Below are 13670 nucleotides of genomic sequence, written 5' to 3'. Positions count from 1 at the left end.
CAACTTTGAGGTTATCCATGACTGCAACACTGCAAAACACCCTGGTATCGCCCCTGGAAACTGCCCGGCAACTGGCGATCGAATTCGCCCGCACGGCGGTGGAACGTGATCACCAAGGCGGCACCCCCGTCGCCCAGCGTGATGCCTTGCGCCAAAGCGGTCTTTTGTCCTTGAGCATCCCGCGTCAATTTGGCGGTCAGGGTGCGACCTGGCGTGAAACGTTCGAAGTGGTGCGCGAATTCGCCAGAGTCGACAGCTCGTTGGCCCACGTTCTGGGGTTCCATCACCTGATGCTGGCCACGGTTCGCCTGTTCGGCAAACCCGAGCAGTGGCAACCGTGGTTCGAACTCACTGCACGAAAAAACTGGTTCTGGGGCAACGCGCTGAACCCACTTGATACCCGCACCGTGGTCAAGAACCTGGGCGGCTGGCGTGAGTTTTCCGGCAAGAAAAGCTTCTGCTCCGGCGCCAACATTTCAGAGATGCTTATTGCCTCGGCAGTAGACCCGCAAGCCGGCGGCAAGCTGCTGATCGCCGCGCTGCCCAGCGCACGCTCGGGAATTACCCTGCATAACGACTGGGAGAACATGGGCCAGCGTCAGACCGACAGCGGCAGCGCGACGTTTGAGCGGGTCCGGGTCGAGGAATCGGAACTGCTGCTCGATCCGGGTCCGTTGAGCACACCGTCTGCCTGTCTCAGGCCGCTGATCGCGCAACTGCACTTCGCCAATATCTTTCTGGGTATCGCCGAAGGCGCCTTTGAAGAAGCGCGCAAATACACTCTGGAAGAGAGCCGGCCATGGTTCAAATCCACCGCATCGAGGAGTAGCGAAGATCCATACGTGCTTAACCACTTCGGTGATTTCTGGGTAGGTCTTGAAAGCACCCGCGCCCTGTTCGAACGGGCTGTCGACAACCTGGACGCCGCCTGGGCCAAAGGTTCGCAACTGAGCGTGACTGAACGGGGCAAACTGGCAGTAGACATCGCCACGGTAAAGGTTGCAGCCAGCCGTAACGGCCTGGAAATCTGCAACAAGGTCTTCGAGGTCACCGGCGCGCGCTCCACCCATGCGTCCGTGGGTCTGGATCGCCACTGGCGCAATCTGCGCACCCAGAGCCTGCACGACTCGCTGGATTACAAACTCAATGAATTGGGCAATTGGGCATTGAATCAAGCTCTGCCCGAACCGACTTTCTATTCGTAGGGAAAACCGCCATGCAATTGCTTACCCTACCGCCCTCCCCGGCACTGGCGACCTCGATCCGTGCCACCGCGCAGGTATTCGAAGACCCGAAATCACGCGCCTTGCTGGCCCACCTGCAACAAATCGCGCCCAGCGAGGCCAGTGTGCTGATCATCGGCGAAACCGGCACTGGCAAGGAACTGGTGGCTCGCCATATCCACAATCTCAGTGCCCGTCAGAACCGGCCATTCATTGCGGTCAACTGCGGGGCTTTTTCCGAGTCGCTGGTGGAAGCCGAACTGTTTGGCCATGAAAAAGGCGCTTTCACCGGAGCCCTGAGCGCCAAGGCGGGCTGGTTTGAAGAAGCCAACGGCGGCACGCTGTTTCTTGATGAGATCGGCGATTTGCCGATGCCGATCCAGGTCAAGCTGCTGCGAGTACTCCAGGAACGCGAAGTGGTCCGCCTGGGGTCGAGAAAAAGCATTCCCATCGACGTGCGCGTGCTGGCAGCCACCAACGTGCAACTGGAGAAAGCCATTAATGCCGGCCACTTCCGCGAAGACCTGTTTTACCGTCTGGATGTGGTCAGCCTGGAACTGAGCCCCCTGCGCGAGCGTCCGGGAGATATTCTGCCGCTGACCCAGCACTTTATTCAGAGCTACAGCCAACGTTTGGGCTATGGCCAAATCCAGCTCACTGCAGACGCCGAACGACGCCTGAAAGCCTATGGCTGGCCGGGAAACATTCGCGAACTGGAGAACGTGATCCACCATACGCTGCTGATTTGCCGCGATGGCATCATTCAGGCCCAGGACCTGCGTATGTCCAACATGCGGATCGAACGTCATGACGACAATTCTGCCAGCGACAACTCGGCCCAGGCCCTGCTGGACCGGGCGTTTCAGAAGTTGTTCGAGGAGCAGGCCGGAGCCCTGCATGAACAGGTCGAAGACTCGTTGCTGCGCGCAGCCTATCGCTTCAGCCACTACAACCAGGTGCACACTGCCAATCTGCTGGGGTTGAGCCGCAACGTTACCCGTACACGACTGATCAAGATCGGCGAACTGGCGGTCAACAAACGGCGCCCTGCACAGCCCGTCCAGGGCGACCGGATGTTGCACCTGTCGATTTAACCTCGCGCTATCAACAGTTTGCCGCCCCCAGGTAGTAGTTCTGGATGTCCTCGCGTCCGGCCAACTCGGCCGCCGCGCCGGAGTCGACCACCCGACCGTTCTCCAGTACATAGGCAAACTGCGCGTAATCCAGAGCCAGGTTAATGTTCTGTTCAGCCACCAACAGGCTCAGCCCTTCGTCGCGATTGAGTCGGGCCAGAATGTCAAAGATCTCTTCGACCACCTGCGGCGCAAGACCCATGGACGGCTCATCGAGCAACAGCAGGCGCGGCTCGGACATCAATGCCCGGCCGATGGCTACCATTTGTTGCTCCCCGCCGGAGGTGTAGCCCGTCAAGCGCTTGCGCAGCAGACGCAACCGGGGAAAGTAGCCGTAGACTTTCTCCAGCCTGGACTTGAGTTCAGTGCGTGAAGGCCGCGACACGAACGCCCCGATCAGCAGATTCTGCTCGACGCTCAAGTGAGTGAAGCAGTGTCGCCCTTCCAACACTTGCGCCAGCCCCGCCCTGACCAGTGCGGCCGGGTCGGAGCGAGCGATGGATTGCCCAAGGTAGTGAATCTGGCCACTGACCACTTCACCCCGTTCGGCGCGAATCAGATTGGAGATCGCCTTGAGGGTGGTGCTTTTGCCCGCCCCGTTGGCGCCCAGCAGCGCGACCATCTGGCCTTGACGCACCTGCAGGCTGATCCCGCGCAGCGCGAGGATGGATTGCTCGTAAAACACCTCGACCTGCTCCACCGACAGAATGGTTTCGGCGGACAGGCTGGCGTGCGGGATCTGGCTCATCAGGACTTATTACTCCTTACTGCAATCGCGAGGGGTGATGCCTTTTTCCTTGGCATACTGCGCGGCGGAGGCTTCGATGATCGGCCGCAACAAGGCGCGGTCAGCCTGCACCCAGTCACTGATCAGGTTCCAGCGCTGCCCATCCCATTGCTGAAAACGCACCGCACCGCCACCTTCATGGTCGGCGCAGGACAGTTTCAAGGGTTGAACCAGCCCCTTGGCGCCCAACGCTTGCAGGCGAGCGTCGTCCAGATTCAGGTGTTCGAAGCCCCAGCGCACCTGCTCGCCGGTGAGCGGCTTGTCACCGAATCGGGCTTGCGCAATACGCAACGCCTCGACATTGAGAATGCCGTTCACAACGCCGAGGTTGTAGTAAACGGTGCCGAACCGCTTGGCATCGGCCAGATTGCCCTGGCCCTTGTCGAGCACGGATTTCTTGATGCCTTCCAGCACTGGGAAATTCGTACCGGACGGGTGGGTCGTGATGGAAATGAAGCCTTTGGCGGCGCCGCCGGCAGGGATCACGTCTTCTTCGGAGTTACTCCAGATATTGCCGATGATGTGATCTGCGGGGAAACCTACCTTCTGTGCTGACTTGAGAGCCACCGGATTCATAACGCCCCAGCCACGCAGAATCACCCAGTCTGGTTTGAGACGACGGATGTTCAGCCATTGCGATTGCTGTTCGTTGCCGGGATGCGGCACTTCCAGGGCGGTCAATTCAAACCCGTAGTTTTTTGCCAGGGTTTCCAGCACACCGTTGGTTTCCTTGCCGTATGGCGAGCCGTGGTAAAGCACGGCGATTTTCTTGCCTTTGAGGGATGCCACGCCACCTTCGCGCTGACCGATGTAATTGACGATGGCCGAGACTTCCGAATACGGGTTCAACTGCAACGGGAAAACATACGGAAATACGCTGCCGTCAGTGGAGTCGGTGCGCCCGTGATTGATGGTGATCAACGGCAGCTTGTCGGCGGTCGAGCGCTCCAGGGTCGCGTAGGCAATTCCCACCGACAGCGGATTGGTGGCTGCGGCCGGAGCGCCATTGGGGCCACCTTTGAGGCGTTCGTAGCATTCAACGCCCTTCTCGACCACGTACTCGGTTTCGCATTCCGACCAGGTCAACTTGACCCCGTTTACCCCGCCGTTGTCGTTGATGTACTGCATGTAATCGATAAAGCCACCGAAAAAACCGGTGCCGCCTGCGGCGTAAGGTCCGACCCGATAACTCTGCAAGGGAAAGTATTGCTCGTTGGCCGCTTGCGCCGTTGCCGCCAGTCCAGAGCCCAGAAGGGCCAGACCAAGTGCCAGGCGTTGCAGGTTTTTTCGGTGGTTCATAGGCAGATTCCTTTAAGAGTGCACGTGGCGTTTTTTGTGGGAAATAGGTCGATCAATAACGCAGCGGCCAGACTCGCGCGCGCTGCCGAAAGCGCTGCCAGAGGCGCGCCAGCCCTTCAGGTTCCTTGATCAGAAACGCGATGATCAAAGCCCCGAAGAGCATCTTCTGAATATTTTCCAGCTGCCCGGAATCGACCAGGCCGACCGGCAGCAAAGCGCTGAGATTGCCCAGCAGGATGGGAAACAACACGATGAACGCCGCGCCGAGGAAGTTGCCGGCCACACTTCCCAGCCCGCCGATAATGATGATGAACAGCACCTGGAACGAACGGCTCAAGTCAAAGCCGTGCGGCTCGACAGTGCCCAGATAGGCGAATGCCCACAGCGAACCGGCGATGCCCAGATAAAAGCCGCTGATGGCGAAGGCCAGCAACTTCGCCTTGAACAGGCGGATGCCGATGACCGCAGCAGCAGTATCCATGTCGCGCACCGCCATCCAGTTGCGGCCCAATTCACTGCGCACCAGATTTTTGCCGAGCCAGAACAACAGCACCACCAGGCTCAGGGTCAGCAGGTAACGCCCTGCGGGAGAGCTGAAATTCAGCCCGGCAATGATCAGCGGTGGCGAGGTGATGACCCCTGACGCATTGTCATTGGTGAACCAGCTGAATTTGGTCAGCACCCACTCCACCACGAACTGCGCAGCCAGGGTCGATACCAGTAGATAGAACCCCTTGATGCGCAGACTGGGCAAACCAAACAGCAGAGCTACCGCCGCCGCGACCACACCGCCCAGGGCGAAACCGAGCAGCAGTGGCATCCCCGGTATCCGCAATTGCAGGTTGTAGGCGGCAAAGGCACCGACGGCCATGAACGCTGCCGACCCCAGGGACAATTGGCCTGCGTAACCGGTCAACAGGTTCAGGCCCAGACCGGCCAGCGACAGCACCAAAAACGGAATCAGAATTGCGCTGAACCAGTAGTCGTTGCCCAGCAACGGCACGCCGATGAAAGCAAAGGCCAACAAGGCCAATAGCCCGATCCGGTCCTGACGCAAGCGAAAGATGCGGCGCTCTGCTGCATAACGGGTGGCGAGCTGTCCAGCTTCTCGATAAAGCATTGGAGTAATCCTTACTGAAAGTCAGACACGTTCGATCGCCCGCTCGCCAAACAGGCCAGCAGGACGAACCAGCAAAAACAGCAACGCCAGCACATAGGGCACCCAGTTTTCGATGCCGCTGCCGATGACTGGGCCGAGATAGATCTCGGCGAGTTTTTCGGCGGCGCCGATGATCAAGCCACCGGCAATCGCCCCGCCAATCGAGGAAAATCCGCCAATGATCAATACCGGCAGCGCTTTGAGCACCACCAGCGACAGGGAGAATTGCACCCCCAGTCGTGCGCCCCAGAGCAGCCCGGCGACCAGCCCGACAAAACCGGCCACGGCCCAGACCACCGCCCAGATCCGCGGCAGCCGGATACCAACCGCGAGGGAAGCCAGCGGGTCATCGGCCACCGCGCGCAAGGAAAGGCCGATGCGTGTGCGGTTGAACAACAGAGACAGGGCTATCACCAGCGTGGCAGCAGTCCCGGCGGCGAACAGATCGAATTGCGACAGCAGCATGCCGCGAATCTCCAGCGGCTCATCGGGAATGCCCAGCTCCAGGCCGTGAACCTGCGCGCCCCAGAGCGCCTGGGCCAGACCTTCGATCATGTACGACAGGCCGAGGGTGGCCATGAACAGGATGATCGGCGGACGATTGACCAATGGCCGCAGCACCACTTTTTCGATCAGCAAGGCCAGCGCCACCATCGTGGCGAGGGTCGCCAGGAATGCCCACCAGAATGGCAGGCCGCGTTCCAGCAGGCTGACAAAGGTCAACGCGGCGAACAGCACCATGGCGCCCTGAGCAAAATTGAACACACCCGAAGCCTTGAAGATCAGCACGAAACCGATGGCCACCAAGGAGTACATGACCCCGGCCAGCAGGCCGCCGATCAGCACTTCGAAGAAAAATTCCATGGCTTATTGGCTCCTGGCCGATTGCGAGCGGCGCGTGCCGAGGTAGGCGGCAATCACGTCCGGATTGCTGCGTACCTGCTCCGGGGTGCCATCGCCGATTTTGCGGCCGTAATCCAGCACCACCACATGATCGGATAGACCCATCACTACGCCGATGTCATGCTCGATCAGCACCACCGTGGTACCCAACTCGCGGTTGATGTCGCGGATGAACTGGCTCATTTCGCGTTTTTCTTCGGCGTTCATGCCGGCCATTGGCTCGTCCAGCAACAGCAAGCGAGGCTCGGCGGCCAATGCACGAGCCAACTCCACCCGTTTTTGCAAACCGTAGGAGAGCTTGCCCACCAGGGCATGGCGCCACGGATGAATACGCAGGAACTCGATGATCCGTTCGGCATACCAGCGTTGCTCGTCATCTTCAGCCGGGGCACGACCGACGCGCAGCATTTGCTCCAGCCAAGTGCTGCGACGTTTGAGATTGCGTCCGGTCAAGACGTTGTCCAGCACGCTCATGCCCTTGAACAAGGCGATGTTCTGGAAGGTACGAGCGATGCCCTCCTCGGCCGCCTGGTGCGGACGCATGCGGCGCCGGGTCTGGCCGGCATAACTGATCGATCCGCTTTGTGCCTGGTAGACACCGTTGATTACGTTGAGCAAGGAACTCTTGCCCGCGCCATTGGGCCCGATCAGGGCACAGATTTCTCCTGCGGCGACCGAAAAACTGATCGAAGTAATGGCCTTGACGCCCTTGAAGGACAGCGAGATGTCGTCCAGGGCGAGTAATGTCGATGGGGCAACTGCATTCATCAAGAAAGGCTCATCAGGCAGGTTGGGGAGATACGGATGCCGGCAAATCGACCGACGCATTGGCATTCGCGACCGCGCTCAGCGAGCGCGGCTGAATACCCAGCGCACTGAAAAATGCAGTGCTTTGCGGGGTCAGCGGCTCGCCCACCAGTAATGGTTTGCTCAGGCGACTCATGCCCAGCACATCCAGTAGCGGGCGACGAATCAGCCAAAACCCCAACCAGCGTCGCACGACACCAGGCGCCGGATTCATGGCCCAGCGATAAAGCCCGTGACTGAGGCTGCCCGGCAGCGGTCGGCGCTCCCGTGCCCATAGCTCAAGCCGCGCATAGGACTCGCGGGTGCCCAGCACCAGCGTCGGACCCAACTCCCGACGGTCGTTATCCCGGGTGCTCAATCCTTCGGGAAAATTCAGGCAGAAACCTGCCACCAGCCAGGGCGCCAACAGATAACGGGCCTGACCACTGGCGGCAAATACCCTGGAGGCCAGCGCCTGCTCGTGATTATCCAAGCCCTGAACGTCGATCAGTTGTCGCGCGCCAAGGAGCAAATCCCTGTGGCTGAGCTCTTGGCGCAACAAGCCATTGAGAGAGGGAAATATGAACGCATTGGTGGTGGCATTTACGGCAGGACGAGGGGGTTCGGCGTGCACACCGTCCAGCAGTGCGGCGTAGGCGACCTCGCCTTTGTCCGGCGCGGCGCTCAACCCACGCTTGTCGAGAAAGATCAAAACTCCCGGCGGCGCGCTGCGCAATTGCCCAACCGCCTCCAGACCTTCGGCGACAGCGAAGTCGGGTGCCAGTGCCGCGAGCAAATCCCGGTTATCCACGGCGGGATCCAGCAGACTGACGCTGCCGCCCAACCAATGCGCCGCCAGCGCCAGCAACAGGGCTTCAGCCCTGGCCTCGCTGATGATCAGCAGATCATGGCTGGCGCCAAATCCTTTCTGATGCAGGGCGCCAGCCAAGCGGCTGACTTCTACGGCCAGCTCGCTCCAGCTGCGGGTCTGCCAGATGCCGAGTTGTTTGTAACGCAGGGCAATCTGCGCGCCACGGGTCTGGGACTGCTGTAACAAGGCCTGAGGCAATGACTGGGACATGTGGCGCTTCCGTTGAGAAAGAATCCATGGAGTTCATGGAGCTATAGCAGCGTCCCTAGCAGCGTCCGTGCCAGCTCATAAATACGTTGTTTATCAACGACCTGACGACTGTTCAGGCAGCGCATGGCCGTATCTGGCCAGCACAGCATGTTGAACATCTGTTGCCCCGCCAACAGCTGCCGTACATCTCAAAATCCACGGCAGCCGGCAGCATCAGGCGGAAACGCTTGCACCCTGTTCCTGCCTGGCAGCTTCCAGTTGGCGAACCAGCGGCAGCACGCGCTCGCCGAAGTAAGCAACTTCCTCCTGGAAATGCAGGAACGCCGACAGCACCAAATCCACACCCACTGACTTCAGTTCCACGATGCGCTCGGCAATCTGCTGCGGCGTACCGATCAGGTTGGTCTTGAAGCCATCGTTGTATTGCACCAGGTCCTGAAAGGTCGATTTAGCCCAGTTACCCTCGCCTTCGGGGCTGGCCTTGCCGGCCTGTTTGGCGGCATCACCAAAAGCATTGACCGCTTCCGGGTCGGCCTTGTCGATAATCTCGGCCAACACCGCACGCGCCTCTTCTTCGGTGTCCCGCGCAATGATGAAAGCATTGACGCCGACCTTCACCGAATGCCCGTTTAGCGCCGCCTTGGCACGAATGTCATCGACCTGAGCCTTGATGCCCTCCACGGTATTACCATTGGTGAAATACCAGTCGGACACCCGCGCCGCCATATCCCGCGCGGCCCGTGAACTGCCGCCCTGGAAGATTTCCGGATGGGGCTGCTGGATAGGCTTGGGCTTGAGGTTGTAATCATGGAAGCGATAGAAATCACCCTTGAAGGTGAAGTTGTCAGTGGTCCAGATGCCCTTGAGGGCGCGAATGAATTCCTCGGAGCGGCGATAGCGCTCGTCGTGCTCCAGCCAGTGCTCGCCGATGGCAGTGAACTCACCCTTGAACCAACCACTGACGATGTTCACCGCCACCCGACCGGCCGTGAGCTGATCGATGGTCGCCAGTTGCTTGGCGGCCAGCGCAGGATTCCATGGCCCTGGCAAAATCGCTGCAATGACCTTGAGCTTTTCAGTGGCAGCCAGCAGCGCATGGCTGAAAGCGACTGACTCATGCTGGAACTCGGCACCGTAACCTGCAGTGAAACGGATCTGGGTCAGGGCGTACTCGAAACCGGATTGCTCGGCAATCTGCGCCAGTTTGCGGTTGTAATCGATGGTCCAGCTGGTGCGCTGTTCGATTTTGCTGACGACCAGGCCGCCGCTGACATTGGGTACCCAGTAGGCAAATTTGATGGGCTGCTGACTCATGGAGAAACTCCTCGGTTGGAAAGCCCCGAACGTCATTGCATCCGGGATCGATTATCTTCACCGGAGCAGCAAACGTGCCATCGCCATAAGTCCAGCCAGATCAAGCACTTGCGGACACCTCACAAAACGTTGCGCTGTACTGTTTGCTGACAAGCTGTTGAGAAACTGTCTGCCAGGCAACAGATGCATTTCGGGCTGCCAGCAAAAATCCATTTAAATCAATACGTTGTATTCAGGCACAAAGCGTGCAGTGCTCCAGCTACTCAATCCGGTGGTCTGACCGCCGATCACATTGCACTCAGGAGCACTGCATGACTCAGCCCACAGCCGCAAACCCACTGTCCCTTGGAACCGATTACGAAACCCTGGCCAACCGCTTCCGGCCGATTTTTCGTGAGATAAGCGCGGGTAACGTGGAGCGCGAGAAATCTCGCACCCTGCCCTACGAGCCGATTGCCTGGCTCAAGAAAGCCGGTTTCGGCGCCGTTCGCGTGCCCACCGAATATGGCGGCGCAGGCGCTTCAGTGGGTCAACTGTTCCAACTGTTGATCGAGCTGGCTGAAGCCGACTCGAACATTCCACAAGCCCTGCGCGCGCACTTTGCATTTGTCGAAGATCGTCTCAACGCGCCACCCGGCGCCGATCGTGACACGTGGTTCGCACGGTTCGTCGCGGGTGATCTGGTGGGCAATGGCTGGACTGAAGTCGGCGCAGTGAAAATCGGCGACGTGATTACCAAGGTCAGCGCCGAGGGCAACGGATTTGTGCTCAATGGCGCCAAGTTCTACAGCACCGGCAGTATCTTCGCTGACTGGATTGACGTGTACGCACAACGGGCCGACAACGGCGCCGATGTGATCGCTGTCGTCCAGGCACGTGACCCCGGGGTGCGCCACAGCGACGACTGGGATGGTTTTGGCCAGCGCACGACCGGCAGCGGCACTTCGGTCTATGAAAACGTGCCGGTGAATGCCGAGCATGTCATCCCGTTCGAACAGCGTTTCAAATACCAGACGGCGTTCTATCAATTGGTCTTGCTGGCGGTGCTGGCGGGCATTGGCCGCGCCATCGAACGCGACATTGCCCAGGAAGTTCGCGACCGCAAACGCGTGTTCAGCCATGGCAATGGCAGCAGCGTGAGCAACGATGCGCAGGTCCAGCAAGTGGTCGGGCAAATTTCGGCGCAGGTCTATGCTGCCGAAGCCGCGACAATCCGTTCCGCCGAACCGCTGCAACGTGCCTACGTGGCTCGTTTCGGCAACGATGCGCAGGTTGAAAAGGACGCCAATATTGCTGCGGAAATCGAAACGGCCAAGGCTCAGGTGATTATTTCGGAATTGGTCTTGCGCGCCGCATCGGATCTGTTCAATGCCTTGGGCGCTTCGGGTGTCAGCGTCAACAAGGCGCTGGATCGCCACTGGCGCAATGCGCGCACGGCGGCTTCGCACAACCCGTCGATCTATAAAGCGCGGATTGTCGGCGACTGGCGCATCAATGGCACCGAACCGCCGTACGTCTGGCAGATTGGCAACGGCGCAGGAAAGCCCTGATCGAGCAGGTTCTGAGCAAGGCGCCGCAAGTCTTGCGAATGAATGCGCACGATTTCGAAATCGTGCGTGATCTTGTGCGGATTTTATCCGAGAAGGCGTCGGCTCAGTCAGCGAGATAGTCGGAGCAGGTCTCAACGGCCTCGCCGCTGTGCGGCTGCAGTCTCTATTCTCAAACGTCATGACCCTGGATTTTCCTGCGTGGTAATCTCATCACTTTTTCAGATTGGCGTTGATCTTGCCTCGATGATCGCCATAACCAGGAAACGTCATGTCCAGAATGTCTCACTCAGCTTTGCGTCGTAACTTCCGAGATCTGCTTGCTTCGAAACTGTGCTTTGAAACAGCCTCCGTTTTCGATCCGATGTCCGCTCGCATCGCAGCAGATCTTGGCTTCGAAGTCGGCATTCTGGGTGGTTCTGTTGCATCACTGCAGGTCTTGGCCGCACCCGATTTCGCGCTTATCACGTTGAGCGAATTCGTCGAACAGGCAACCCGAATAGGTCGCGTCGCGCAACTCCCCTTCATCGCGGATGCCGATCATGGCTACGGTAATGCCCTCAACGTTATGCGAACAGTTCAAGAGCTTGAGCGCGCAGGCGTTGCCGCACTTACCATTGAAGATACTTTGTTGCCTGCGCAATTTGGCCGTAAATCGACAGATCTGATCTCCATCGACGAAGGCATCGGTAAAGTCAAAGCTGCCCTGGAGGCGCGCGTTGACCCTGAACTTTCGATCATCGCGCGAACGAACGCGGCCGTGCTGCCCGTCGCAGATGTTGCTGAACGGACTCAAGCCTATGAGAAAGCTGGCGCCGACGGCATCTGTATTGTCGGAATCAAAGACTTCGAGCACCTTGAGCAAATTTCGGAAAAGCTGACTGTGCCTTTGATGCTGGTGACCTATGGCAATCCAAAGCTCAACGACAGCCAGCGTCTGGCGAACCTGGGTGTGCGCGTTGTCGTTGCGGGCCATGCGGCCTACTTTGCAGCGATCAAGGCCACTTACGACAGCCTCCGTGCTCAACGCCACATGACGCAAAGCACCTCGAACTTGAGTGCCACAGAACTGACCCACACCTACACCCAGCCAGAAAGCTATGTGGCGTGGGCCAAAGAGTTCATGAACGTCAAAGAGTGACCGTCAGTTTCCGCCCTCAAGCGGAAATAGAGGTGGATGTGTTCTGTTGGCTGATTGCCAGTTTCTTGTTTGGTAAACGCATTCAGCAGCAGATCTTCGACGTCGGCTTACCGCGCTATCGTTGGGACTCACAAAATCGACTCGGTTCAGAAAATGGCGGCGTGCAGTCACCGCGGGTTTCGTTGGCGAAAGCGCCTACCAGAGCTCAACAACCAGGCCCACTCAGCGCAGGATCGAGATTGCTGACGGCAGTCGATATCCTGACCCTTTGACCACGAACCTCAGGAAATAGGCAGCCGATAAGATTGTCGGCTGGCACCGGGCGCCTGGCCCGTGATGCGTTTGAAAGCGCGGCTGAACGCAGCTTGAGAGGTGTAACCGAGGTTCTGCGCCACGGTTTCGATGGGGAGCCTCTCTTGGTTCAGCCACTGACTGGCGAGGCGCATCCTCAATTCGGTGGCATAGCGCAGTGGCGGCGTTCCGATTGTTGCCTGGAAGCGTTCCGCAAAGACCGAGCGCGAGGAATTGCACTCCTCTGCCAACTCCGACACTGTCCAATTGCGGCCCGGGTGGCGATGGAGCGCCAGAATGGCGCGGGCCAGCCTGGGGTCACGCAGCGCTGCGACCAAGCCCGATGCATAGTCACAACCACATTCAACCCAACCCCGTACGATCATCGCCGCGACCACATCGGCAAGACGCGCAAGAATCCCGGCGAAGCCGATGCGCCCGGAGCAGATTTCTCCTTTCATGGCGGCGAGTATCGGCATCAGCCCCGGGTAACGATCGCTCATCGCATCGACCGTCATCAGGCCCGGCATCAGCGGCCCCAGCCCTTGCATTCCACCAAGATCGAACTGCATACAGCCGTAAAAAAGAATGGCGCTGGGAATGGCGCTGGTTGTAGGGCACAGGTTGACGGCACTGACCGTGTCACCCAGGGGAACCGATTCGAAAAGGCTGATGTCCTGGGTTGGCGCGTCGGAACTGGACAGCAGCTGATGCGCCGCGCCCTGCGGCAGAAACACTGCATTCCCTGCGGACAATTCATGCAACACACCATCCTCTGTGCGCAGCACAGCAGAACCGATGGCGAGATAGTGAAAGTAGGCATGTCCAGGCCGGGCATTCAAGCTGATGCCGAACGCTGGACCGGTCTGGATACGCCGGTACTGGACGCCACGCAGGCGCATGCCGGTCAGCAATTCGCTGATGAGATCGGAAGATAGGGCGAAATGATCTGACATGTTAAATCCGGAGTTTTGATCAAAAGTTACAGACGATTCATCATAGATCA

At 59.0% G+C, this 13670-nt stretch carries 13 protein-coding genes; 5 read left to right on the top strand and 8 right to left on the bottom strand.

Annotated elements, in window-relative coordinates; all coding sequences use genetic code 11:
• The first annotated feature begins 17 nt into the window (after window positions 1–17).
• Window positions 18–1205, top strand: a complete 1188-nt coding sequence (locus AABC73_RS12970; protein WP_341523922.1) for an acyl-CoA dehydrogenase family protein — start codon at window positions 18–20, stop codon at window positions 1203–1205.
• A gap of 11 nt (window positions 1206–1216) precedes the next feature.
• Window positions 1217–2317 carry a sigma-54 dependent transcriptional regulator gene (locus AABC73_RS12965; RefSeq protein WP_341523921.1) on the top strand — a complete coding sequence of 367 codons (1101 nt, stop codon included), beginning with the start codon at window positions 1217–1219 and terminating at the stop codon, window positions 2315–2317.
• 10 nt (window positions 2318–2327) lie between these two features.
• On the opposite strand, the gene AABC73_RS12960 is transcribed toward AABC73_RS12965, so the two are convergent.
• The 7 genes from AABC73_RS12960 to sfnG all read right to left on the bottom strand — a co-directional run bounded on the left by AABC73_RS12960 (window position 2328) and on the right by sfnG (window position 9685).
• The gene (locus AABC73_RS12960) at window positions 2328–3107 is read right to left on the bottom strand and encodes an ABC transporter ATP-binding protein (RefSeq protein WP_341524232.1); all 780 of its coding nucleotides are present in this window, start codon (window positions 3105–3107) and stop codon (window positions 2328–2330) included.
• A 6-nt stretch (window positions 3108–3113) separates the two neighbouring features.
• Window positions 3114–4442, bottom strand: coding sequence for an ABC transporter substrate-binding protein (locus AABC73_RS12955; RefSeq protein ID WP_341523920.1), 1329 nt, complete (start codon window positions 4440–4442; stop codon window positions 3114–3116).
• Window positions 4443–4494: 52 nt separating this feature from the next.
• Entirely contained in the window at window positions 4495–5562 is a 1068-nt protein-coding gene (locus tag AABC73_RS12950) for a branched-chain amino acid ABC transporter permease (protein ID WP_341523919.1), read from the bottom strand.
• A 21-nt stretch (window positions 5563–5583) separates the two neighbouring features.
• On the bottom strand, window positions 5584–6465 hold the full coding sequence (locus AABC73_RS12945) for a branched-chain amino acid ABC transporter permease (protein WP_341523918.1): 882 nt from the start codon (window positions 6463–6465) through the stop codon (window positions 5584–5586).
• A gap of 3 nt (window positions 6466–6468) precedes the next feature.
• A complete protein-coding gene (locus tag AABC73_RS12940) occupies window positions 6469–7272 on the bottom strand; it encodes an ABC transporter ATP-binding protein (RefSeq protein WP_341523917.1) in 804 nt (267 codons plus the stop codon).
• 13 nt (window positions 7273–7285) lie between these two features.
• Entirely contained in the window at window positions 7286–8371 is a 1086-nt protein-coding gene (locus AABC73_RS12935) for an acyl-CoA synthetase (protein ID WP_341523916.1), read from the bottom strand.
• A gap of 213 nt (window positions 8372–8584) precedes the next feature.
• Entirely contained in the window at window positions 8585–9685 is a 1101-nt protein-coding gene (sfnG, locus tag AABC73_RS12930) for a dimethylsulfone monooxygenase SfnG (RefSeq protein ID WP_341523915.1), read from the bottom strand.
• Window positions 9686–9996: 311 nt separating this feature from the next.
• Here sfnG and AABC73_RS12925 point away from each other — a divergent pair, with 311 nt between their 5' ends.
• The 3 genes from AABC73_RS12925 (at window position 9997) to AABC73_RS12915 (ending at window position 12645) form a co-directional block, all read left to right on the top strand.
• Window positions 9997–11235 (top strand): acyl-CoA dehydrogenase family protein, encoded by a 1239-nt coding sequence (locus AABC73_RS12925; RefSeq protein WP_341523914.1) that lies wholly within the window; start codon window positions 9997–9999, stop codon window positions 11233–11235.
• A gap of 268 nt (window positions 11236–11503) precedes the next feature.
• A complete protein-coding gene (locus tag AABC73_RS12920; RefSeq protein WP_341523913.1) occupies window positions 11504–12373 on the top strand; it encodes an oxaloacetate decarboxylase in 870 nt (289 codons plus the stop codon).
• Complete coding sequence (locus tag AABC73_RS12915; protein ID WP_341523912.1) at window positions 12370–12645, top strand: hypothetical protein; 276 nt, start codon at window positions 12370–12372, stop codon at window positions 12643–12645. Before AABC73_RS12920 ends, AABC73_RS12915 begins: the two co-directional genes overlap by 4 nt.
• A gap of 9 nt (window positions 12646–12654) precedes the next feature.
• On the opposite strand, the gene AABC73_RS12910 is transcribed toward AABC73_RS12915, so the two are convergent.
• Window positions 12655–13620 carry an AraC family transcriptional regulator gene (locus AABC73_RS12910; protein WP_341523910.1) on the bottom strand — a complete coding sequence of 322 codons (966 nt, stop codon included), beginning with the start codon at window positions 13618–13620 and terminating at the stop codon, window positions 12655–12657.
• Window positions 13621–13670: the final 50 nt, after the last annotated feature.

The sequence above is a fragment of the Pseudomonas sp. G.S.17 genome (assembly GCF_038096165.1).
Lineage (GTDB): Bacteria > Pseudomonadota > Gammaproteobacteria > Pseudomonadales > Pseudomonadaceae > Aquipseudomonas.
The sequence above is the reverse complement of the archived record's forward strand: the minus strand, read 5'-3'. Positions and strand labels throughout refer to the sequence as shown.

What these genes read in the sequence shown, in the direction of transcription:
- AABC73_RS12970 (WP_341523922.1), top strand. Translation starts at nt 18, where the DNA reads ATGACTGCAACACTGCAAAACACCCTGGTATCGCCCCTGGAAACTGCC.
- AABC73_RS12965 (WP_341523921.1), top strand. Translation starts at nt 1,217, where the DNA reads ATGCAATTGCTTACCCTACCGCCCTCCCCGGCACTGGCGACCTCGATC.
- AABC73_RS12955 (WP_341523920.1), bottom strand. Translation starts at nt 4,442, where the DNA reads ATGAACCACCGAAAAAACCTGCAACGCCTGGCACTTGGTCTGGCCCTT.
- AABC73_RS12950 (WP_341523919.1), bottom strand. Translation starts at nt 5,562, where the DNA reads ATGCTTTATCGAGAAGCTGGACAGCTCGCCACCCGTTATGCAGCAGAG.
- AABC73_RS12945 (WP_341523918.1), bottom strand. Translation starts at nt 6,465, where the DNA reads ATGGAATTTTTCTTCGAAGTGCTGATCGGCGGCCTGCTGGCCGGGGTC.
- AABC73_RS12940 (WP_341523917.1), bottom strand. Translation starts at nt 7,272, where the DNA reads ATGAATGCAGTTGCCCCATCGACATTACTCGCCCTGGACGACATCTCG.
- AABC73_RS12935 (WP_341523916.1), bottom strand. Translation starts at nt 8,371, where the DNA reads ATGTCCCAGTCATTGCCTCAGGCCTTGTTACAGCAGTCCCAGACCCGT.
- sfnG (WP_341523915.1), bottom strand. Translation starts at nt 9,685, where the DNA reads ATGAGTCAGCAGCCCATCAAATTTGCCTACTGGGTACCCAATGTCAGC.
- AABC73_RS12925 (WP_341523914.1), top strand. Translation starts at nt 9,997, where the DNA reads ATGACTCAGCCCACAGCCGCAAACCCACTGTCCCTTGGAACCGATTAC.
- AABC73_RS12920 (WP_341523913.1), top strand. Translation starts at nt 11,504, where the DNA reads ATGTCCAGAATGTCTCACTCAGCTTTGCGTCGTAACTTCCGAGATCTG.
- AABC73_RS12910 (WP_341523910.1), bottom strand. Translation starts at nt 13,620, where the DNA reads ATGTCAGATCATTTCGCCCTATCTTCCGATCTCATCAGCGAATTGCTG.